Origin of the sequence: Mycobacterium sp. 852002-51971_SCH5477799-a, assembly GCF_001667145.1 — a bacterium.
GTDB lineage: Bacteria > Actinomycetota > Actinomycetes > Mycobacteriales > Mycobacteriaceae > Mycobacterium.
Genome location: NZ_LZIF01000039.1, coordinates 68,598 through 89,502 on the forward strand (window position 1 = coordinate 68,598; position 20,905 = coordinate 89,502).

The 20,905-nt window shown below is 66.2% G+C and carries 16 protein-coding genes and 1 riboswitch; of the genes, 7 read left to right on the top strand and 9 right to left on the bottom strand.

Annotated elements, in window-relative coordinates:
- Positions 1–70: 70 nt before the first annotated feature.
- From A5753_RS03865 to A5753_RS03900, 8 genes are all read right to left on the bottom strand, one after another.
- Positions 71–706, bottom strand: coding sequence for a maleylpyruvate isomerase family mycothiol-dependent enzyme (locus tag A5753_RS03865; RefSeq protein WP_082971163.1), 636 nt, complete (start codon positions 704–706; stop codon positions 71–73).
- A gap of 90 nt (positions 707–796) precedes the next feature.
- Positions 797–2,281, bottom strand: a complete 1,485-nt coding sequence (locus A5753_RS03870) for an aldehyde dehydrogenase family protein (RefSeq protein WP_067123614.1) — start codon at positions 2,279–2,281, stop codon at positions 797–799.
- Positions 2,282–2,395: 114 nt separating this feature from the next.
- A complete protein-coding gene (locus A5753_RS03875) occupies positions 2,396–3,613 on the bottom strand; it encodes a cytochrome P450 (protein WP_067123616.1) in 1,218 nt (405 codons plus the stop codon).
- A 10-nt stretch (positions 3,614–3,623) separates the two neighbouring features.
- Positions 3,624–4,640 carry an SDR family oxidoreductase gene (locus tag A5753_RS03880; protein ID WP_067123619.1) on the bottom strand — a complete coding sequence of 339 codons (1,017 nt, stop codon included), beginning with the start codon at positions 4,638–4,640 and terminating at the stop codon, positions 3,624–3,626.
- Positions 4,633–5,787: a spirocyclase AveC family protein gene (locus tag A5753_RS03885; RefSeq protein ID WP_067123621.1), complete on the bottom strand. Its 1,155-nt coding sequence runs from the start codon at positions 5,785–5,787 to the stop codon at positions 4,633–4,635. The genes A5753_RS03880 and A5753_RS03885 overlap by 8 nt, the downstream gene beginning before the upstream one ends.
- A gap of 3 nt (positions 5,788–5,790) precedes the next feature.
- Complete coding sequence (locus A5753_RS03890) at positions 5,791–6,909, bottom strand: ABC transporter substrate-binding protein (RefSeq protein ID WP_067123622.1); 1,119 nt, start codon at positions 6,907–6,909, stop codon at positions 5,791–5,793.
- 91 nt (positions 6,910–7,000) lie between these two features.
- The gene (locus tag A5753_RS03895) at positions 7,001–7,843 is read right to left on the bottom strand and encodes a CbbQ/NirQ/NorQ/GpvN family protein (RefSeq protein WP_067123624.1); all 843 of its coding nucleotides are present in this window, start codon (positions 7,841–7,843) and stop codon (positions 7,001–7,003) included.
- A 55-nt stretch (positions 7,844–7,898) separates the two neighbouring features.
- On the bottom strand, positions 7,899–9,665 hold the full coding sequence (locus A5753_RS03900) for a nitric oxide reductase activation protein NorD (RefSeq protein WP_067123626.1): 1,767 nt from the start codon (positions 9,663–9,665) through the stop codon (positions 7,899–7,901).
- Positions 9,666–9,747: 82 nt separating this feature from the next.
- Between A5753_RS03900 and A5753_RS03905 the strand changes: the two genes are divergently transcribed.
- From A5753_RS03905 to metE, 7 genes are all read left to right on the top strand, one after another.
- Positions 9,748–10,722: an SDR family NAD(P)-dependent oxidoreductase gene (locus A5753_RS03905; RefSeq protein WP_067123704.1), complete on the top strand. Its 975-nt coding sequence runs from the start codon at positions 9,748–9,750 to the stop codon at positions 10,720–10,722.
- A gap of 96 nt (positions 10,723–10,818) precedes the next feature.
- Complete coding sequence (locus A5753_RS03910; protein ID WP_067123628.1) at positions 10,819–11,967, top strand: acyl-CoA dehydrogenase family protein; 1,149 nt, start codon at positions 10,819–10,821, stop codon at positions 11,965–11,967.
- Complete coding sequence (locus A5753_RS03915) at positions 11,964–13,085, top strand: acyl-CoA dehydrogenase family protein (protein WP_067123630.1); 1,122 nt, start codon at positions 11,964–11,966, stop codon at positions 13,083–13,085. Before A5753_RS03910 ends, A5753_RS03915 begins: the two co-directional genes overlap by 4 nt.
- 282 nt (positions 13,086–13,367) lie before the next feature.
- A complete protein-coding gene (locus tag A5753_RS03925) occupies positions 13,368–14,648 on the top strand; it encodes a TetR/AcrR family transcriptional regulator (protein ID WP_067123634.1) in 1,281 nt (426 codons plus the stop codon).
- Positions 14,649–14,745: 97 nt separating this feature from the next.
- Entirely contained in the window at positions 14,746–15,588 is an 843-nt protein-coding gene (locus tag A5753_RS03930) for an SDR family oxidoreductase (RefSeq protein WP_067123636.1), read from the top strand.
- A 75-nt stretch (positions 15,589–15,663) separates the two neighbouring features.
- Positions 15,664–16,305, top strand: a complete 642-nt coding sequence (locus A5753_RS03935; protein WP_067123638.1) for an SDR family oxidoreductase — start codon at positions 15,664–15,666, stop codon at positions 16,303–16,305.
- A gap of 52 nt (positions 16,306–16,357) precedes the next feature.
- Positions 16,358–16,550, top strand: a riboswitch (cobalamin riboswitch).
- Positions 16,551–16,686: 136 nt separating this feature from the next.
- Positions 16,687–18,957: a 5-methyltetrahydropteroyltriglutamate--homocysteine S-methyltransferase gene (gene metE / locus A5753_RS03940; protein ID WP_067123640.1), complete on the top strand. Its 2,271-nt coding sequence runs from the start codon at positions 16,687–16,689 to the stop codon at positions 18,955–18,957.
- Between the two features lie 51 nt (positions 18,958–19,008).
- Here the strand turns inward: metE and A5753_RS03945 are convergent, their stop codons facing one another.
- Positions 19,009–20,757, bottom strand: coding sequence for a DUF3556 domain-containing protein (locus A5753_RS03945; RefSeq protein WP_067123642.1), 1,749 nt, complete (start codon positions 20,755–20,757; stop codon positions 19,009–19,011).
- Positions 20,758–20,905 lie beyond the last annotated feature (148 nt).

Genomic DNA, 20,905 nt, shown 5'->3' on the forward strand with positions numbered 1-20,905 from the left:
ACGCAACTTCACCTGCCAATCTAAAGCCGAACAAATATTAGGTCAAGCCGGCAGTCGAGATCAATGCGGTCTACCCGGACAATCGCTGGACAAGCCGCGGCAGGCCCGGCCCGTCGAGCATGGGCACGAGCGCAGTGCGGCCGGCGACGGCCATCATCAGGGCGGCCACCGGTCCGCAAATTTCTGCACCCCTCCCCCATACCCGGCCAATATCAGCGGCGCGCAGGCTGATTCCACGCAATCGCCCAAGGGGGACGAAACCGAACGGCCACCAGCCGGTCAAGAAGTCCATGGCCAATGCTGCTCGCAGCAGATCGGGCTGGAATGGCAGTCCAAGCGGGATTCGGATGTCACCGCTGTGCACCAAGACATCCGCCAGTGGGTCCAGCGGTCCGAACAGTGGCGGATCGATCCGGCGATCCGCGCATTGGCGCAAACTGGCTACGATCTCAGCGGCCGGCAATTCGGCACGGCGGCGGGCCAATTCGTCGATCGCGCGAGCCATGCTCCTCCGACGCAGCGCGAGCCGCAGGAAGGTGGGGGTGCCATCAGTGGCGGTGCTGACCGCATGAGCCGCCACCGTCTTGACATCCCAGCCCGCACACAGGCTCGGCGTCGCCAATTGTTCGGCGTCCAATCCGTCCAGCAGACTTGCGATGCCACGTCGCTCGTCGGCGACGGCGGCGAAGACGAATTCGCGGTCCACGCGCATAGGGCATTACCGCAACGAGATTGCCGCCACGGCCGCGCCTAAGCCCGACACCGCGACCCGACGGCAATCTCGTCGAAAGGTGATTTAGCCGGCAGGGTATGCGACCGACTTGATCTCGGTGTACTGATCGAAGCCCGCAATACCGTTCTGACGTCCCACGCCGCTTTCCTTGTAGCCACCGAACGGTGTGTCGGCGCCGTACGGGGCGCCACCGTTGACGCCCATGAAGCCGGCCTTGATCCGGCGCGTCACGGACAGCGCCCGCTCGAGCGAACCCGCAAAGACGTTGCCGGCCAACCCGTACACGCTGTCGTTGGCGATCCGGATCGCGTCTTCCTCGTCGTCGAACGGGATGACCGACAGCACCGGGCCGAAGATCTCCTCCTGCGCGATGGTCATCTTGTTGTCGACGTTGGTGAAAAGCGTTGGGCGGACGTAATATCCCTTGTCGAAACCGGTCGGGGCGTCGGGACCGCCGACCAGCGCGGTCGCACCTTCCTCGACGCCCTTTTTGATGTAGCCGGTCACCCGGTCGTACTGCCGTTGCGAGATCACCGGGCCGCACAGCGTTCCGGGATCCTGCGGGTCGCCACACGTGACGTTCTCGTAGATGTTCTTGAGGATCTCCACGCCCTCGTCGTAACGCGACCGCGGCAGCAGCAACCGGGTCGGGTTGGCGCAACCCTGCCCGGCATGCATGCACGGCGCGATGCCGACCATGCACGCCGTCCCGAAGTCGGCGTCCTCCAGCACGATGGTGGCCGACTTGCCGCCGAGTTCGAGGAACAGCCGCTTCATGGTGGCCGCGCCCTTTTCCATGATGCGCTTGCCGACCACCGTGGAGCCGGTGAACGAAATCAGGTCGACCTTGGGCGACAGCGTGAGCTCCTCGCCGACGAAGTGATCCGAGGCGGTGACGACGTTGACGACGCCGGCGGGAATGTCGGTCTTCTCGGCGATGAGCCGGCCGAGCCGGTTCGCGTTGAACGGCGTGTTGGGAGCCGGCTTGAGTACCACGGTGTTGCCGGTGCCCAGCGCCTGGCCGAGCTTGTTGAGGGTGACCTCGAACGGGAAGTTCCACGGCACGATCGCACCGACCACGCCGACCGGTTCGCGCCACACCTTGCGGGTGGTGAGCGTGCCGGTGAGGCTGATGACCTTGTCGCCGAGGTCGGTCTCCCAGGCGTACTCGTCGATCAGGCGGGCGGGATACTTCAGCCCGTCTTCCAGCGGCGCGTCGAGCTGGGGGCCGAAGGTGATGGCCCGGGGCGAGCCGACCTCGAGGATGAGCTCCTCGCGCAGCTCGTCGATCTCGGACTCGATCGCCTCGTGCAGTTGCAGCAGGCAGCGCTTGCGCAGCTCCTTGTTGGTCGACCAGTCGGTCTCGTCGAAGGCGCGCCGGGCCGCGTCGATGGCCCGGTGCATGTCCTCTTTCGAGGCGTCCGAAACCTCGCCGAGGGACTCCTCGGTGGCGGGGTTGATGTTGGTGAAGGTGCCGGCCTGGCCTTCGACGAGCTTGCCGTCGATCATCATCTTCGGCTCGAAGCGGACCTTTACAGCCTCAGTCATATCTGTCACTCTCTTCTGACTCGGTAGAGGGGCGTCCCGTACAGCGCTGGTTACCCTACGGGGAGCCTTACTGGAAACTAGCCGATTGGCAAGTGGAGTGTCTTCCCGGGCGGGTTATTCGGGGTCGAACAGCACCGGAACCGCCGTCGGCGACCGGAACACCTGGCCGCGGATATGAGGGTCGTCCGCGTCGGGGTCAAGCCGCAGGTTCGGCAGCCGGTCGAGCAAAAGGTTGATGGCGGTGCGCATCTCGAGCCGCGCCAGGTGCATGCCGAGGCAGACGTGCACGCCATGACCCCAGGCTAGGTTCGCCCGGGCCTCCCGGTGGATGTTGAAGGTATTCGGATCGGGATAGCGATCGTCCTGCCGGTTCGCCGAACCCAGCATGGGCATCACCGTCGCGCCGGCCGGAATCGCCACACCGCCGAGTTCCGTGTCGCGGGTGGCCACCCGAGTGATCGTCAACAACGGTGCTTCCCACCGCACGCCCTCCTCGATGGCCTGGGGCAGCAGCGATCGATCCACGCGGATCGCGTCCAGCTGCTCAGGATCCGACAGGAGCGCCAACAGCAGGCTGCCCAGCGCCCGGTAGGTCGTCTCGACGCCGGCGGGCAGCAGCAGCCGCAGGAACGAGAAGATCTCCTCGTCCGCGAGCTTCTCCCCGTCGATCTCCGCCGCACCGAGGGCACTGATCAGGTCGTCCTTCGGCTCGGCCCGGCGGGCCTCGAGTATCGGCGCGAAGTATTCGCACAGGGCTGCTGAGGCCGCCAGCCCGCGTTCGGGGTTCATCAGCCAGCTCAGCAGCGAAATCGACCACCGCTGGAACTGCGGATAATCCTTTTCCGGCAAGCCCAACAATCCGGCGATGATCTGGCTCGGGTAGTCGAAGGTGAATTCCTTGACCAGGTCTGCCTTCCCGTTGGGTGCGAACTTGTCGATCAGGCCGTTGGCCACGCGACCGACCAGCTCATCCTGCCAGCGCGCCAATGACTTCTGCGAGAACGCCTTTGAGACCAGCGAGCGCAGCCGCCCGTGGATCGGCTCGTCCATGCCGAGCATCACGCCCTCGCCCAGCACCGGGCCGAACGCCGCGATCACCGCCGAGGACGAAAACGTCTCGTTGTCGCGCAGCATCTGCTGGATGTCCTCGTGGCGGTACACGATGAACATCGGCAGCGATTCCTCGTGCGGCAACGCTCCCGACGTCTCGAGTCGCTGCACCGGCTCTTCGTTGCGTATCCGCGCCAATTCGGTGTACGGGTCACGCACGTCACCGGAAATCGCGTCGTCGAAGGCGCCGAAATCCTCTAGGTCGTCGAAAAGTTGTTCCATGATTGTCCCTTCAATCCCCTTGCGGTGCCGCATTCTTTTGCGACGAGAACCGCCCCGCCAGCGCGGCCAACCGCTGCAGTACCGGCTGCGGAAGAGCACGGGCGGCGAAGACCATCGCCTTTTGACTTGTCGTCAACGGCCACGCGCCGTCGCGCATCGAGCCCTGCTTGGGAATGCCCAGCACGATCCGCGACAGGTGGTGCATGCCCGACGCCGGCAGAATCCTGTTGGCCACCAACAGCATCGAAGCGTCTGGGCCGATGCCTCGGCGGCGAAATGCGCCTTGATCGTCGATCGCCTTGAGCAGGCCGTCGGTGAACCGCTCGGGTGGCCGCGCCAATTTCATCGCGAAGCGCCCGCGGCTGTTCATGGTGGTGTGCAGCCGGGCGTACGGGCCGCCGAAGTTGCGGTTGTCCGTGGTCCCGGCGTCGGTGATGATCTCGGTGTCATACGTGCCGGCCACCAGGACCGTGACACCGAGACCGAACGGCGCGATCTCACACGCCATCGACTCTCCCCACCGCTCCAGCGCCCCCTTGGCCGCCGAGTACGGCGCGGTGGCGGGCTGGCCCCGCACACCGGCCGCGCTGGACACCAGGACGATGCGCCCCTGGCCCGCCGCCCGCATCGACGGCAGCAGAGCCTGGGTGAGGGTGACGGGTCCCAGGACGCTGGTGGCAAGCATTCGCTGCCACAGCGCCATGTCGGTCTCCTCGACCATGCCGGCGGCCGAGATCCCCGCGTTGTGCACCAGTGCGTACGGGGCGCCCACTGTTTCTTCGATTGTCTTCGCCGCCAGGGCGATTGACGCGCCGTCCGTCAGGTCGAGCTGGACGCCGATCAACCGTTCGTCGTCGGGGGCGCCCAGGCCCCGATCCTGAATAGCCTTGCGCAGCAGCGGCATTCTCTGGTCGGGCGTCCGCATGGCCGCGACCACGCGCCACCCCTCCCGGTACATCCGCACGGCCGAGGCGAAGCCCAGTCCGCGGGACGCACCGGTGATGACGACCGTGCGGGGCTCAGCCATCCTTGCCCTGGGCGGCACAGGCGCCTTGACCGGCCGGCGGTGGTTGGACGTGCGGCCGGCCGTTGGGTTCCCCGCTCGCCCATGTCGACCAGATGCCGACCGAGTAGGGGCCCTGAGCGCCCGCCTTCTCGTAATAGCCTTGCGGATCATACACTTTCGCCTCTGGATATGGCCACGGGCAGGCCACCGAGGTGGCGGCATGGCTGACCTTGATGACCCAGAACCAGCCGCCGTAGGCGAAGTAGGACACGTTGATGATGACGAACATCACCAGGAACGTTCCCAGCACCGGGCGCGTCGGGAACAACTTCGCTTTCGCGGCAAGCTTTTCGGCCACCGACTTGCCGGTGTCATCGCGATAGCACAGGATCGCGGCCGGCACCATCACGAAGCACACCGAGAACGATTCCCAAATCAGCGGGAACTGGAAGGTGGTGCCGGTGAACACCGATCCCCACGGGATCACCTGCGAGTAGATGTACATGCCCCAGTGGACCAGAATGTTTTCCAGGAAAGCATCGAAAATGAAACCGATCACCAGCGTGATCAGACCCAGGCTGACCAACGGATGCCGCGACACGTAACTGGCGGGCCCATACTTCGCCTGCAGTCTGCGCAGGATCCAGACCGCCGGGAAGTAGGGACCGAAGTAGAACATCACGTAGCCGAAGACCACGAACGGTTCGACCGTCGGCGACAACGACACCAGCGGCCAGGATTCCGGCCAGTGCACGAGGTCGGGGTTGTAGACCGCGAATGGTGACCAGTTCATGATCGGGTCCTGCCACACGATCAGGGTGGTGCACAGGAACATCAACATCGCCGGGCTACCGGGATTGCGGCGCCAGCCCCTGATGAAGACGACCAACAGCACAATCAGCGCCACGACTGTGGCCCAGTCCAGGAAGGTGATGTAGTCCAGCCCGAACGTGAACTTCGCCGGGCGGGGCCGACCCTGCACGTTCGGGTTCGCGACGCGAGGATCAAGGGCCACACGGCAATTAGCGATGAAGAACAGCGCGAACGCCGCCAGGGCCGCACCGGCGATCCAACCACCCCAGCTACGCTTGGCTTTTCGCTGCGGGAGGGACGATTCCTGCTGCGCGGCAGGCGATGTGGTTTGCTCGGTGGACGGGTTCGTGCTCAAGAGTCAGCCTTCCTCTCCGAAGCGATCGACCAGATGCGAGTTCACGCCGTCGGCATCGAGGGTGCGTGCCACCAGGTAGCCGGCGCCCATCCAGGCGCGCCGCGTCCACTTGCCGAAGGACACCCGGGTGCCGGGAGCGCCAGAGGCGGCGGGCATCATCTTGACCCGCTCCAGAGCCTCCTTGACGCCGCGCGGGCTCAGCGGATGGGCATCGGTGAATGCGCGAACAAGCGTCGCAGCGACGTCGCGGTTCACCACGGTCACGCAGAACTCGGGGCGACTGCCGTTGTACTTCTTCGCGTAGGTGTCGAGGAAGTCCTGGCCGATCCGGTTCGCCTCGTCGTATTGGTCGACACCGGTCCATCCCATGAACGCGCTCCACATGATCGGGTTGACCCAGGCGTTCTGCCATGCGGTGGTGGTGAAGCGGGGCGGGTCCCAACCGAGAGACTCGAGCGCCGGGTTGATGAACACGATTCCGAATCCGAATCCCAAATGCACGATCGCCTCGGCCTTGGCCTCGTGAAGCGTCTGGACCGCGGCGTTGATGTCCTGCGCCGTCTGGGCGATCGAAACCTCCGCCACGATGCGAATCCCTTTGCGCCGACAGGCAGTTCGCAGGTTCTTCAGGTAGCTCTCGCCAATGAGGCTCTGCTCGACCAAAACTCCGATTTCGGTGAGTTCGCGTTTGGCGATGAGGTCGGCCAGGAAGATCGGCTCATCGGTCATCGATCCCTGGGGGAACGCGAAGGTCCACTCGCCCAGCCAGTCGTCGGTGCCGGTGACGCTGATGGCGGGCACCTTGAACCGCTCCTCGATCGCTTCGCGCAACGGCACGCAGTTATCGGTGATGTTCGGACCGAAGACCACCAGGCAGCCCTCGTCGACGAGCTCGCCATACGCATCGATGACCGCCTTGACCGAACCCTTGGGCAGACCCTCCACCTCGCGGTAGATCATCTGCACGGGACGGTCCATCAGTCCCTCGGTGACCGCCTGTTCGAAGATGAGGTCGAACGTCTGGGTGAAGGAGGCGAACAGCTCCTCGGGGAATCCCGGGGGGAGGGTGAAGTCCATCAGATAACCGACCTTGATCGGCTCTGCGCTGCTCTCGTAGGACATCCGACCTCCCAGTGGACTGGCTTTGCGCAACGCCGATCCCATAAAACCTAATATTTGTTCAGACCCTAGCGGGGGCGGTATGATGCGTCAATCATCCGGCGCCCGGCGCCAGGTAAATCTCGATCATTTCGCCCAGCGCCTTGCCCACCGCCACGTCGTCGGTCAGCGGGCCCGCGATCGCGGCGCGGGCGGCCTCACGCATGCTCAGACCCTCGGCGACCAGCCTGCCAGCGGCGATCAGCACCCGCGTCGACGCGACCTCGCGCAGTCCGCCGGTTTCCAGCCGGCGGATGGCCTGCCCGAAACGGACCAGTTCCGCCGCGGTGGACCCGTCCACGCCCGCCTCGTGCGCCACGATGCCTTCTTCGATATCGGCTGCGGGAAAATCGAATTCGATGGCGACCATCCGCTGCCGTGTCGAATCCTTCAGATCCTTCAGCACGCTCTGATAGCCGGGGTTGTAGGAAACGACCAGGCCGAATCCGGGCGCCGCGTCCAGCGTCACACCGAGCCGCTCGATCGGCAGCTGTCGTCGATAGTCGGAAAGCGGATGCAGCACCACGGTGGTGTCCTGCCGGGCTTCCACCACTTCGTCGAGGTAGCAGATCGCCCCTTCACGCACCGCATGGGTCAGCGGGCCGTCCACCCACACGGTCTCGTCACCGCGCAGCAGATACCGGCCAACCAGGTCCGCGGTGGTGAGGTCGTCATGACAGGCGACGGTGATCAGCGGACGGCCCAGGTCGTACGCCATCGCCTCGACGAATCGGGTCTTGCCGCACCCCGTCGGACCCTTCAGCAGAAGCGACAGACCCTGGCGGTAGGCCGCCTTGAAGACGGCCTCTTCGCTGCCGACCGCTTGGTAATAGGGCCGCACCATCTCTGCCTCGGGGGTTCCGCCGTTGACGTAAGCAAGTCCGGATTCGTTGGCCATAGCTTCCCTTCTGCTGGCTCCGGCGATTGGAGCCTAGCCGGAACAGATGTTTGTTTCAAGTGCCGTGACGAGCGGCATCGCGGCCTTCGTGCGCCAACTGCGTTCTGCGACTTGGCATCACCGACACCCTGCGGCGAACCTCCGCCGAGCGCAGCGCGGAGCGAAACAGCGGCCCGATGACACCGGCGAGCTGGTCGGGGCGCGCGATCGTCGCGTGCGCGGTGCTGCCGAACACCCGGCGCAGCGATTGCACGTCGGTGCCGGCGCCGATCGTCAGGCATACGCAGCCGGTCCCCCGGCGGCGGGCTTCGGTCAGCGCGCGGCGCGCATCCGCGGCACCGTAGGCCCGCTCGTATCCATGGTCGTAGGCCAGCCCGTCGGAGAGCACCACCAGCAGCCGCCGCGACGTACCGCCGCGCGCCTCCAGGGTCGCCGAACCGTGGCGGATCGCCGCGCCCAACCGTGAATACGCGCCGGGTTCCAGGCTGTTGAGCCGCCTGATGATCTGGGCGTTCAGCTGGTCGTCGAACCGCTTGACCGGCACCATGCTCACCGCGCGGCGACCCTGCGAGTAATAGGCGTATAGCGCGACGCGGTCACCCAGATCGTGCAACGCCACGGTCAGGTTGGCGACGGCCGCACGCTGTTGTTCGTGCACCGTGCGCCCGACCGTTCCGGGTTCGGCCGCCGAGCCCGACACGTCGAGCAGGAGCAGCACCGACAGGTCGCGCCGGCGCCGCAGGCTGTCGAGGTACACGGCCTCGTCGGGCACCGATCCGGCCCGCACTTCGACGCGGGCTTCCACCGCGGCATCGATGTCGATGTCATCGCCCTGCGCCTGCCGGTGGCGACGGTGCAGACCCATGCCGAGCCGCGACAGCGGCCGCCGCACCCCAATGGCGTCGTCGATGGCCTGGGTGGCCGACCCCTTGATCTGCGGCTCGACCTCACGCACCGTGCACCAGCCCGGCCGATAGCTCTTGCGCGCGACGTCCCATTCCGGGTACCGCACGCCGTCCTCGGCGGTTAGCCCGTCCTGGTCGGCGTCCGCGTCGTCGTCGCCGGAGGTCGAGGCGAGCGAGGCGACGGCGTAGGCACCGCGCTTGCCGGAGTTGATGCGGTGGGTCGGGTTGTCCGCGCCGGGCGGACCGCCGCCACTTCCGGTCTTGCGCGCCGACGACAGCATCTTCTTCAGCCATTTACCGATGAACCCACCCCCGCCGACCGGGCTGGTGAACAAGTCGGGATCGTCGGAGTCGTCCACCTCGCCGTCGTCGAGTTCCTCGAGTTCCGTTGCGCCGTCGCTCCGTGGCACGTGTCCGGCCCTCAGCTCGTCGTCTTGTTTCGCCACCCGGGCGCACGCGGCTACGACCTTTGCCGCGCGGATGACACCGAACTCCGATGCCGGCTCCTCGAGCACGATCCGCGAGGCCGCGATGGCGAGCGATGCTCGGGGCGAATCGCTGCGTCGCGCGATGTCAGGGTCGCCCAGCGACGCCAAAACACTTGGCAGCAAAGGCGCGTTCGCGATCAGTGCGCGGTGGCCTTCGATCGTCAGGTAGCGCTTGGCCAGCTTGCGGTGCCGAACCAAGGCGCCCACCACATCGGGCTGCAGGCTGCCGGCGGCGATCATCGATGCCTGCACGGCCACGGCCTCGAGTTGCGCGAGCGGGGCCGCGGCGGCGTCGACGAAAATAGTCTGGCCATCGGTCCAGGCCGGTTCGCCCCGAGACAGCCCGTCGACCGCGACGGCTTTGCCCGCCAGCGCGGAAGCGAGCATGCCCAGGACCTGTAGTCGGTCGGCACGGGCGCCGTCCCCCACGCTCAACCTCCAGATTGTTGACCAAATATCTGTTCCACCGTAAAGTCCGGCAGCACAGCAGTCAATGAATCAGGAGCACATGATGATTGACTTCACCGGCCAGGTGGCGGTGGTGACCGGGGCCGGTCGGGGGCTCGGTCGGCTGTATGCCCTGAACCTGGCCCGCCGCGGAGCCGCCGTGGTGATCAACGACCTCGGCGGCTCGATGCGCGGCGACGGTTCCGACGCAGGCGTCGCCGACGACGTGGTCGACGAGATCAAGAAGGCCGGAGGCACCGCGATCGCCTCGTACGACTCCGTGGACAACCCGGCAGGCGGTCAGGCGATCATCGATGCGGCGGTGACCAGTTTCGGGCGCCTCGACGCCGTCGTCAGCAACGCCGGCATTTTCGGCAGCGTGCCTTTCGAGGACCTCTCGCACGATGACTGGACACGGATGCTGCGTGTGCATCTCGACGGCGGCTTTCACCTATCCCAGCCCGCATACCGAGTGATGAAGGACAACGGCGGCGGCCGATTCGTGTTCATCTCGTCCTCCGCCGGAATCTTCGGCCAGCCTATGGTAGCCCACTATGCGGCGGCCAAGGCCGGATTGGTCGGGTTGACGAACGTCGTCGCCATCGAAGGCGAGGCGTACGGGATACTCGCCAATTCCGTTATGCCCACCGGCTTCTCGCGAATGGTGACCGAGACTGTCGGTGACGAGAAGTTCCTCGCGGAATCCGGCTTCATGCAAGCGATCCGGCCGGAGCTCGTCGCGCCGCTCGTGACGTTTCTGGCCAGCACCGCCTGCACATTCACCCACCGCAACTATTCCGCGGCCGCCGGCCGCTATGCGCGGGTGTTCGTCGGCCTCACCGAAGGCTGGCTCGCCGACGACGAGAGCCGGCCAACGGCCGAGGACATCGGGGCGCATCTCGAGCAGATGTCATCAACGGAGAAGTTCATCGTGCCCGCATCGATCGTCGACGCGGTGCTGGAAGTGTGTGAGCGACGGGGTGTCAGCCCGATGCCGGACAACGCGCAGGTCGCATTCCCCGAACCGCGAGTGAGCTGAGCGTCGCGCATGGCCGCCAACATCATTGACCAGATATCCGCTCAACCGTAAAGTCCGGCTTGGTCACACGGATTACGAGGCTGAAGACAGAGGAACGTGGACTTTTCATACCCGGCGGAAGTGGAGCATTTTCGCAGCGAGCTCCGTGACTGGCTCGAGGAGAACCTGACCGACGAGCTGGTCGCGGCCCGCCGGCCCACCGGCCGCGACGACGCCGCGTTCGAGATGCTGCGCGCATGGAACGCAACGATGGCCGACGCGGGCTGGGCCGCCGTGTCCTGGCCCCCTGAGTACGGGGGGCGCGGCGCCACGGTGCTCGAGCAGCTGGTCTACACCGAAGAGACCACCCGCGCTCGGGCGCCCATGCCGCTCAACGTGATTGGGCTGAACAACATCGCCCCCGCCATCATGCAGTACGGCACCGAGTCCCAGAAGCTCACCCTGCTCCCCCGCATGATGCGCGCCGAGGACATCTGGTGCCAGGGCATGTCGGAGCCCGAGGCCGGGTCAGATCTCGCGGCGCTGCGCACCCGTGCCGTGCGAGACGGTGACGACTTCGTCGTCACCGGCCAGAAGATCTGGACCTCGCTGGGGCATCGGGCCGACTGGTGTCAGCTCTACGTGCGCACCGATCCCGACGCGCCCAAGCACAAAGGGATCTCATGCCTGATCGTCGACATGACGCTGCCCGGCATCGAAGTACGCCCGCTGGTCACACTCAACGGCGAGGCCGATTTCGCCGAGGTGTTCTTTCACGACGTGCGGGTGCCGGCCAACGCGTTACTCGGTCCACTCAACGCGGGCTGGCAGGTGGCCACCACGACGCTCAGCCACGAGCGCGCCGGGGCCGCCAGGCTGTACGCGGAGATGCAGGCCCGACTCGAGGAGCTGATCAACGACCTCGCCGCCGCCGACAACGGCGCGCTGGACGATCCGGTGACGCTGCGGCGCCTCGGCGAAATCGCGGTCCGCATCAAGTATCTCGAGGTCCTGTGTCAGCGGTCGATTTCGGCGACACTGCACGGCGGCGATGCGTTCGGGTCCGCCAGCCTCGCCAAGACCTTGTGGGGCGAGATCGGCCAGGACCTCGCGGCACTGGCCTTCGACGCTCTCGGCAGCCGGGGCGCGGGCGCGCCGTGGGCGAACTACCGTCTGACGTCGCGGTCGCTGACCATCGCCGGCGGAACCACGCAGATCAACAAGAACATCACCGCGCAACGAGTGCTGGGGCTGCCGCGCAAATGAACCTCGAACTCACCGACGAGCAGCTGGCGCTGCGCGACACCACACGGCGCTTCCTCGCCGAGAAGGCGTCGATCGCACAACATGTCCGCCCACTGCTGGACGATCCGACCGGAACGGACGAGACGGTATGGCGCGGCCTCGCCGCGCTCGGAACCACCGGGCTGCTGGTGCCGGAAGAATACGGCGGCGCCGGCATGACGATGGTCGAGGCCGGCATCGTCGCCGAAGAGCTGGGCGCCGCGCTGCATCCTGGCCCGTGGCTATCGACCGCGGTGGCCGCCACGCGGGTGCTGACGCGGCTGGGCGACAACGACATCGCACCGAAGTTGCTGCGCGGCATCGCGGACGGCACCACGGTGGCCGCCGTCTGCTTGCCGGATTCATCGAACACGTCCGTTTCCGCCAGCCGGCAGGAGGATGCGATTGTGTTGCGGGGCGAAATCGCCGCGGTGCCCGACGCCGCGGCCGCCGACGTCCTGCTGGTGGCCGCCGAAGATGCCGACGGCACGGCGCTTTTCGTGGTACGGGCCGGCTCGTCCGGGCTTTCGGTGACGGCCGAGCACGGCATCGACCCCACCCGCAAGCACTTTCGGGTCATGTTCGACACCGCGCCCGCGCAACGACTGGCCGCGGCCTCGGCGGACGACCTGGCCGCGGTGATCGACGACGTGCTGATCGCCACTGCCGCCGACGCGCTCGGCGCCGCGCGCGCCATCATGGACCTCGCGGTCGAATACGCGAAAAGCAGAACACAATTCGGCCAGCCGATCGGCTCCTTTCAGGCCGTCCAGCATTTGTGTGTGGACATGTTCGAAACGGTCGAGCTGGCCCGCAGCGGTGTGATCCACGCGCTGTGGGCCAGCGACGCATTCCCGGAAGCCGATGGTCAATCGGGCGAAGAGCGCCATCTCGCCGCGCTGCGGGCCAAGGCGTTCGCCGGGCGGCTGGCCACCGTGGCCGACACCGCCATCCAGGTGTTCGGTGGGATCGGCTACACGTGGGAACACGATGCTCACCTATACCTCAAGCGCCTGCTGAGCTGGAGCGCGTTTCTCGGCGGGCCCGATGGCTACCTCACCGAACTCGGTGCGCGCCTTGCCAAGAGCGGCCGTCGGTGATGGAGGCCGAGTACCCGCTCACCTCGGCCCCGCCGGCACGCACATCGCTCGACCTCAACGCTGCAGTCGACCTCGACGACGTTCGCGACTACTGCGCATCGCCCCGCAAGCCGCGTACGGGTCGAACGCCGCTCCGCGTTCTAGAATGGGTCTTTCACGGCTCTGTGCAGCGCATATACCGCGCCCAGTCTGATAGCCTCTAACAAAGATTTGGTTCGCCAAGAGAGGACGAATGCGGATGTTCGCCGGCGCGCAGTCGTCCAGATTCGCACAGCGCTAACCATGGCGAAGGCCGAGTCACTGCGGGCCAGCAGCACACCTGATTCTCCGACGCGCCGCGCCGAGATCCTGGCCACGGCCGCGTCGTTGATCGCCTCGTCGGGATTGCGGACGTCGCTGCAGGAAATCGCCGATGCCGCAGGCATTCTTCCCGGCAGCCTGTATCACCATTTCGAGTCCAAAGAGGCCATCCTGGTCGAGTTGATCCGCCGCTACCAGGACGACCTGGAGCGCATCGGACGGACCGCCCAGGCGCGACTGGACGAACCCGACTCCCGCCCGGTCGCCGAACAGATCATCGAACTCGGGTCGGCGATCGCCGACTGCGCAGTCGAGCACCGCGCCGCTTTGCAGATGTCGTTCTACGAGGGGCCGAGCACGGACCCGGAACTGATCAAGCTGACACAGCAACGGCCCGTGGCGATCCAGGAGGCGATGCTGCAGACCCTGCGCGCCGCCCGGTGGAGCGGTTACATCCAACCCGACATCGACCTTCCCACATTGGCCGACCGGATCTGCCAAACCATGCTGCAGGTCGGCCTCGATGTCATGCGCCACAAGTCCGCCCCCGACCAGGTGGCCCGACTGCTGTGCCGAATCATCCTGGAAGGCTTGGCAACTCGACCGCCGACCGACTCGGCGCTGGACCGCTCCAAAGCGTTCACCGCCGCCAGCGACGTCATCGCGACATGGTCCGACGACAGCGACGCGGACCCGAGCGACAAGGCGGCAGTGGTGCGTGCGGTGGCACGAGCCGAATTCGGCCGCCGAGGATACGAGGTAACCACCGTCAGGGACATCGCCTCGGCGGCCGGTCTCGGCACCGGAACGGTGTATCGCGTGATCGGGTCAAAGGACGAACTTCTCGCATCGATCATGGAATCGTTCGGCAGGAAGGTCGAGGCGGGCTGGGTCAGCGTTTTGCGCTCGGATTCCACACCGATCGAAAAGCTGGACGCGTTGAGCTGGGTCAACGTCAATGCGCTCGACCGGTTTTCCGACGAGTTCAGGATCCAGCTGGCCTGGATGCGTCAATCGCCCCCGGACACACCCAACCCCGGCTGGCTCTATGCCACGCGGCTGCGGCAGATGAAAACGCTTCTCTCCGAGGGCATCCGGTCGGGCGAAATAGGCGTCGACGCGCCGTCCACAGCGATGTTGTCCCGCTGCGTCGTCGGCCTGCAGTGGATACCGGAGAACATCCTTCGAGACATCGGGACCCGTGCGGGTCTGGTGCACGCCCGCGACACCGTCCTGCGGGGCGTCGCCGTCCGCGTCAAGTAAACCTCGATCAACCCGACCCGGTATTGAACCAAATAACTGTTACCCATACAGTTGAGCAGTTAGAACCGCATTGGCGTTATCCGAGAAGGGGATTTCCATGACCATTGTCGATCGGTTGCGCTACGACGGCAAGCGCGCTCTCGTCGTCGGTGGCGCGACTGGCATGGGCGCCGCGGCGGCCAAGTCAGCGGCCGAGCTGGGCGCCGAAGTCATCGTGATGGACTACGCGCCGGTGAAATACGACGTCGCCAAGTCCATTCAGGTCGACCTGCGCGACACCGCGTCGATCGACGCCGCGATCGAACAGCTGGACGGTCCGGTCCACGCCGTGTTCTCCGCCGCCGGCATCGCCGACGGGACAACCGACCTGATGGCGATCAACTTCCTCGGCCACCGGCACCTCATCGAGCGCCTACTCGAGCGCAACCAGCTTCCGGCGGGCTCCGCCATCTGCTTCATCTCCTCGGTCGCCGGCATGGGCTGGGAGAACGACCTGGAATTGCTGACCGAGTTCTTGGCCACGCCTGACTTCGCGTCGGCCCAGGAGTGGGTCAAGGCGCACGAGGCCGAGGGCATCATTCACTACGGCTTCTCCAAGAAGGTCGTCAACGCCTACGTCGCGACCCAGGGCTACCCCCTGCTGAAGAAGGGCATCCGGATCAACGCGATCTGCCCCGGCCCCACCGACACCCCACTGGCCCAGTCCAACGCCGACCTGTGGCTGACCTTCGCCCAGGACTACCGCGACGAGACCGGCTCCAAGGTGCACACCCCGGAGCAGATGGGCGACGTGATGGCGTTCCTGAACAGCGCCGCGGCCTTCGGCATCAACGGCATCACGCTGTTGGTCGACTACGGGCACACGATGGCCTCGCTCACCAACGCCTACCCGCCCGGCAAGCCCATCATCGACATCATCATGGGCCGGGTAAAGCTTTAGTGACGATCGCGAGCGCGGTGTAGCCGGGCGCTGCGGGTCGCCACCATCAGGACGCGTGGCGCTACCGTCGAAGGCATGGCACGCATCATCGTCTTCGGCGGACACGGCAAGGTCGCACTGCAGCTGGCTCGCGACCTGACCCAGCGCGGCGACCAGGTGAGCTCGGTCTTCCGCAACCCCGATCAATCCGATGACGTCGCTGCCACCGGCGCCGAGCCGGTGGTGGCCGACATCGAGCGGCTCGACACGGACGCGTTAACCGACTTGGTGACCGGGCACGAGGCGGTCGTCTTCTCGGCCGGGGCGGGCGGTGGCAATGCGGAGCGGACCTATGCGGTCGACCGGGACGCCGCGATCCGGGTGATCGACGCCGCCGCACAGGCGGGGGTCAAGCGCTTCGTCATGGTGTCCTACTTTGGCGCGGGCCCGGATCATGGTGTGCCGCAGGATGATCCGTTCTTCGCCTACGCCGAGGCCAAGGCCGCGGCCGATGCCCACCTGCGCGACAGCGACCTGGACTGGACGGTGCTGGGGCCGGGCCGGCTCACCCTCGAGCCGGCGACCGGCAAGATCGCGGTCGGGCAGGCGAAAGGACAGGTGTCGCGCGCCGACGTCGCCCTCGTCGCGGCCGCCGCACTGGCCGACGGTTCGACCATCCGGCGGACCATCGAATTCAACAACGGCGACGTCCCGATCGCGGAGGCGTTGGCGAACTGACTAAGCTACCTCTCGCAGCTGGTCTGTTTACGCCGCAACCGCGGCGTGGGCATCGAGCGAGGCAAACGTTAGTAACGCTTCGTGAGAGGGAACCCGGTGAGAATCCGGGACTGTCCCGCAACGGTATGCAGGAACGACCGCCGTCACAAGCACTGGTCATCACGACTGGGAAGCGACGGCCACTAGGAGCACCACCCGGTGCACGCCTGCGAGTCCGGAGACCTGCCGGCTGTGCCGGGCGCGCCGCGTCCGGCGGCTCATCGCCTCGAGGAATGGGCGTCAGGCTGCAGCCGTTGCGGTTGGTACCCGGGTACGCACCGCTATCGGATCGGCTGCACGTCCGCCGGCGGTGACCACCACGCCGATTTAAGGACGAAAATCGTGACCCCTCAAGCATTCACCGCAACGGTTGTCGGCTCGCCGCGCATCGGTCCGAAGCGCGAACTCAAGCGCGCCACCGAGGGCTACTGGGCCGGGCGCACCACCCGAGCCGATCTGGAAAAGGTCGCCGCCACCCTGCGCCGCGATACCTGGAAGGGCCTGGCCGACGCCGGCCTGGACTCGGTCCCGGTGAACACCTTCTCCTACTACGATCAGGTGCTCGACACCGCGGTCATGCTGGGCGCGCTGCCGGAGCGCGCCGCGCGGGTTCCCGACGACCTGGACCGCTACTTCGCCGCCGCGCGCGGAAACAAAGACGTCGCACCCCTGGAGATGACCAAGTGGTTCGACACCAACTATCACTACATCGTTCCCGAGGTCGAGCCCGCGACGAAATTCGCGCTGAACCCGGACAAGGTGCTTTCGGAGTTGAAAGAGGCTCTTGAGCAAGGGATTCCGGCGCGCCCAGTGGTCATCGGCCCGATCACCTTCCTGCTGCTCAGCAAGGCCGTCAATGGTGGCGGGGCGCCGATCGAACGCCTGCAGGAACTGGTGCCGATCTACTGCGAGTTGCTGTCACTGTTGGCCGACAACGGCGCACAGTGGGTGCAGATCGACGAGCCGGCTCTGGTGACCGACATCTCCCCCGACGCCCCCGCGCTGGCCGAGGCCGTCTACAACGCGCTGGGCAAGGCGACCGACCGGCCCGCCATCTACGTCGCCACGTACTTCGGTGATCCGGGCGACTCGTTGGCCGCGCTGGCCCGCACGCCGGTCGAGGCGATCGGCGTCGACCTGGTCTACGGTGCCGACACCGCGATCGCGGCGGTGCCCGAGCTGGCCACCAAGACCGTGGTGGCCGGTGTCGTGGACGGGCGCAACATCTGGCGCACCGACCTCGAGTCGGCGCTGGACAAGCTGGCCACCCTGGTCGGATCGGCGGGCCACGTAGCGGTCTCGACGTCCTGCTCGACGCTGCACGTGCCGTACTCGCTGGAGCCCGAGACCGGCCTGGATGAGGCGCTGCGCAGCTGGCTGGCGTTCGGACGGGAAAAGGTCGTCGAAGTGGTGACGCTCGCCCGCGCACTGAACGAGGGCCGCGACGCCGTCGCCGACGAGATCGCGGCGTCCAACGCCGCGGTGGCGTCTCGCAAGAGCGACCCGCGCCTGCACAACGACCGCATCCGGGTCCGCATCGACTCGATCGTCGCGTCGGGCACGCACCGTGGTGACGCGGCTCAGCGTCGCGCCAGCCAGGAGGCGCGGCTGCAGCTGCCGCCGCTGCCGACCACCACTATCGGGTCGTTCCCGCAGACCGTCGAGATCCGCAAGGCGCGCGCCGCGCTGGTCGCCGGCGAGATCGACGAGGCCGAATACCAGAGGCGGATGAAACAAGAGATCGCCGACGTCATCGAGTTGCAGGAGAGCCTCGGGATTGACGTGCTGGTGCACGGCGAGCCGGAGCGCAATGACATGGTGCAGTATTTCGCCGAGCAGCTGGACGGATTCTTCGCCACCAAGAACGGCTGGGTGCAGTCCTACGGCAGCCGCTGCGTGCGCCCGCCGGTGCTCTTCGGCGACGTGATCCGCCAGCACCCGATGACGGTGGAGTGGGCGAAGTACGCGCAGTCGCTGACCGACAAGCCGGTCAAGGGCATGCTGACCGGACCGGTGACGATCCTGGCGTGGTCGTTCGTCCGGGACGATCAACCGCTGGCCGACACCGCCAACCAGGTGGCGCTGGCGATCCGCGACGAGACCGTCGATCTGCAGGATGCCGGCATCGCGGTCATCCAGGTCGACGAGCCCGCGTTGCGCGAGCTGCTACCGCTGCGTCGCGACGATCAGCAGGACTACTTGCGTTGGGCCGTAGGGTCTTTCCGCTTGGCCACGTCCGGCGTCGCGGATTCCACCCAGATCCACACCCACCTGTGCTATTCGGAATTCGGTGAGGTGATCGGAGCCATCGCCGATCTGGACGCCGACGTGACGTCCATCGAGGCGGCGCGTTCACACATGGAGGTGCTGGACGACCTGAACTCGATCGGCTTCTCGAACAGCGTGGGCCCGGGCGTCTACGACATCCACTCGCCGCGGGTGCCGAGCACGGGCGAGATGGCCGAGTCGCTGCGCGCCGCGCTGCGGGCGGTTCCCGCCGAGCGGCTGTGGGTCAACCCCGACTGCGGGTTGAAGACCCGCAACTCCGACGAGGTGAGCGCGTCGCTGAAGAACATGGTTGCCGCGGCACACGAGGTGCGCGCGGGCGCCTAAGACGCGAGCAGAGGCCGAGCGTCACGCCAGCGTGGCGCTCGGCCTTCGGCGTCATTCTGGCGTGACGCTCGGCGCGTCGTCGGACAGCACCTGCACCGGCACATCGTCGGCCCACGGTTGGCGGACGACCATGTCGGCGACCCGGACGAGGCCGCGCTCGAATTCGCCGGTCGCCGCGTCGACCAAGCGGTACGCCTGCGTCTGCTTGTGAATGGGTTGCGCGTCAAGCAGAACCACGCGGACCTCGCCCGGCTCGAAGTGGCAGCGCTCTTGCAGCGCGGTGATCAGTTGCTCGTTGTGCATGTGACCGTCGCCGAAGTTCCAGCCGATGGCGGTGCTGCAGATCCGCTCGCCGTCGGTGATGACGTAGTCGTCCTCGTTCTGGCCCGCCATGGCGCGGTGTGCCAGCGTGAACAGCGCCCGCCCGTGAGTGTTGAAGCCGCGGAACGCATATCCCATGTAGATCGGGATCTGCGCCGCCTCCGGGCTGCCGTAGTACCGCTCCAGCTGGGCCTGCGGCATGCTGGCGATCGCCACGATGCCCCTGCTGATCTTGTCGTTGGCCGATCCCTTGATGCACCACAGCGTGGTGTCCCAATTGCCCGCGTAATAACGCATGCCCGGGAGGAACGAAATTTTGCGCGGAAACATGTTGCCCAACACGACGATTCCCGCGATGACGACGAACAGGACCGCCACCACCACCGGGTGCCTCAGGTCACGCAGCCCGATGTGGGTGTGCGCGACGAACAACGACAACACCCCGAAGATCATGAAGACGTTCCACTCCAGCGGAACTCCCATCGGAATGGAGACCAGGATTCCCAGGTGGAAACAGACCATTGCGATAGCGGCGATCGTGACGGGCCAGCCGCCGTGGCAGAAGAACAGTGGCAGCGGCACCAACATCTCGATGACGGTGCTCAGGTGCGCCACCCACCGCGACAGCCGTCCGGGCCGCAGATCATCAGGGAAGCTTTCGAAGAATCGCCGTTTCAGCCCGCGGGGCCGCACCAATGGGTTGTTGGACATCATCGTGGAGATGACGAACGGAAAGTGTTTGTTGAGCTTGGATGTCGCGGCGCCCATCCAGATCACCAGGAACACGACCTTGGATCCAACGATCATGTCCGGGGCGGCGAAAAGGAACGTCACCGCCATGGTCGCGTAGACCTCACCGCGGGCAGCCAGGAAGATCACCTTGTCGCGCAGCCCGGCCATCGCCAGAAGCAGCAGGATCAACACGATCTTCCAGGCGGGCAGCAGCCCGATCGTGGTGCCCAGTTCGGGTATCGGGCCGGTGCCGTCGGCGAACAGCGCTGTTAGCGTCACCAACAGGAAGAGCCCATAGAGCGCGACATCGATCGGCTTGCGCTTGGTGCCCTTGGTGAGCGGGACCCGATCGGGCCACGGTGGCAGCCGGATGGTGCCGAAGCGCATCCAGTACAGGATCGAGCCCATCGGCGGGAAGAAGCGGTTGTTCAACGGCCCGAAGCCACAACCGAGCCCGATCACCTCGAAGAGCATGGTGTAGAGCACGACCTTCTCGAACACGATCGGCTCCGACCACCACGCCGCAACGCGCGTGAACCCGCCGAGGCCGTTGGTGGCGGATGCGAACAGCCACGCGCCGAGGATGTAGAGCAGGATTTTGGCGACATAGAACAGGTGCAGGACGACCGGCGTGCCGAAGCCCACCTCGGCCCAGTGCTTGGCCATCGGCCGGATCTTGTCGCTACGGGTGCCCTTGTTCCATTCGGCCATGTCGAGCTGCGGCAGCTCGGGCTTCAGAAATCCCATGGTTTCACAGACTAGAACGTGTTCTAGGGCTGCGTACCGCAACCTCGGGCAAGAAATCTTTGTCTGCGGGACTATCGCGCCGATAACCGTTGCCGGCGGGTCGTCGCGTAGCTTGCTGCTTGCGCCGCATTGCCCATGAGTCGCATTC

Coding starts and splice junctions, on each gene's coding strand:
- A5753_RS03905 (WP_067123704.1), top strand. CDS start 9,748: ATGATTGACTTCACCGGCCAGGTGGCGGTGGTGACCGGGGCCGGTCGG.
- A5753_RS03945 (WP_067123642.1), bottom strand. CDS start 20,757: ATGGGATTTCTGAAGCCCGAGCTGCCGCAGCTCGACATGGCCGAATGG.
- A5753_RS03870 (WP_067123614.1), bottom strand. CDS start 2,281: ATGACTGAGGCTGTAAAGGTCCGCTTCGAGCCGAAGATGATGATCGAC.
- A5753_RS03915 (WP_067123630.1), top strand. CDS start 11,964: ATGAACCTCGAACTCACCGACGAGCAGCTGGCGCTGCGCGACACCACA.
- A5753_RS03930 (WP_067123636.1), top strand. CDS start 14,746: ATGACCATTGTCGATCGGTTGCGCTACGACGGCAAGCGCGCTCTCGTC.
- A5753_RS03935 (WP_067123638.1), top strand. CDS start 15,664: ATGGCACGCATCATCGTCTTCGGCGGACACGGCAAGGTCGCACTGCAG.
- A5753_RS03880 (WP_067123619.1), bottom strand. CDS start 4,640: ATGGCTGAGCCCCGCACGGTCGTCATCACCGGTGCGTCCCGCGGACTG.
- A5753_RS03875 (WP_067123616.1), bottom strand. CDS start 3,613: ATGGAACAACTTTTCGACGACCTAGAGGATTTCGGCGCCTTCGACGAC.
- A5753_RS03895 (WP_067123624.1), bottom strand. CDS start 7,843: ATGGCCAACGAATCCGGACTTGCTTACGTCAACGGCGGAACCCCCGAG.
- A5753_RS03890 (WP_067123622.1), bottom strand. CDS start 6,909: ATGTCCTACGAGAGCAGCGCAGAGCCGATCAAGGTCGGTTATCTGATG.
- A5753_RS03925 (WP_067123634.1), top strand. CDS start 13,368: ATGGCGAAGGCCGAGTCACTGCGGGCCAGCAGCACACCTGATTCTCCG.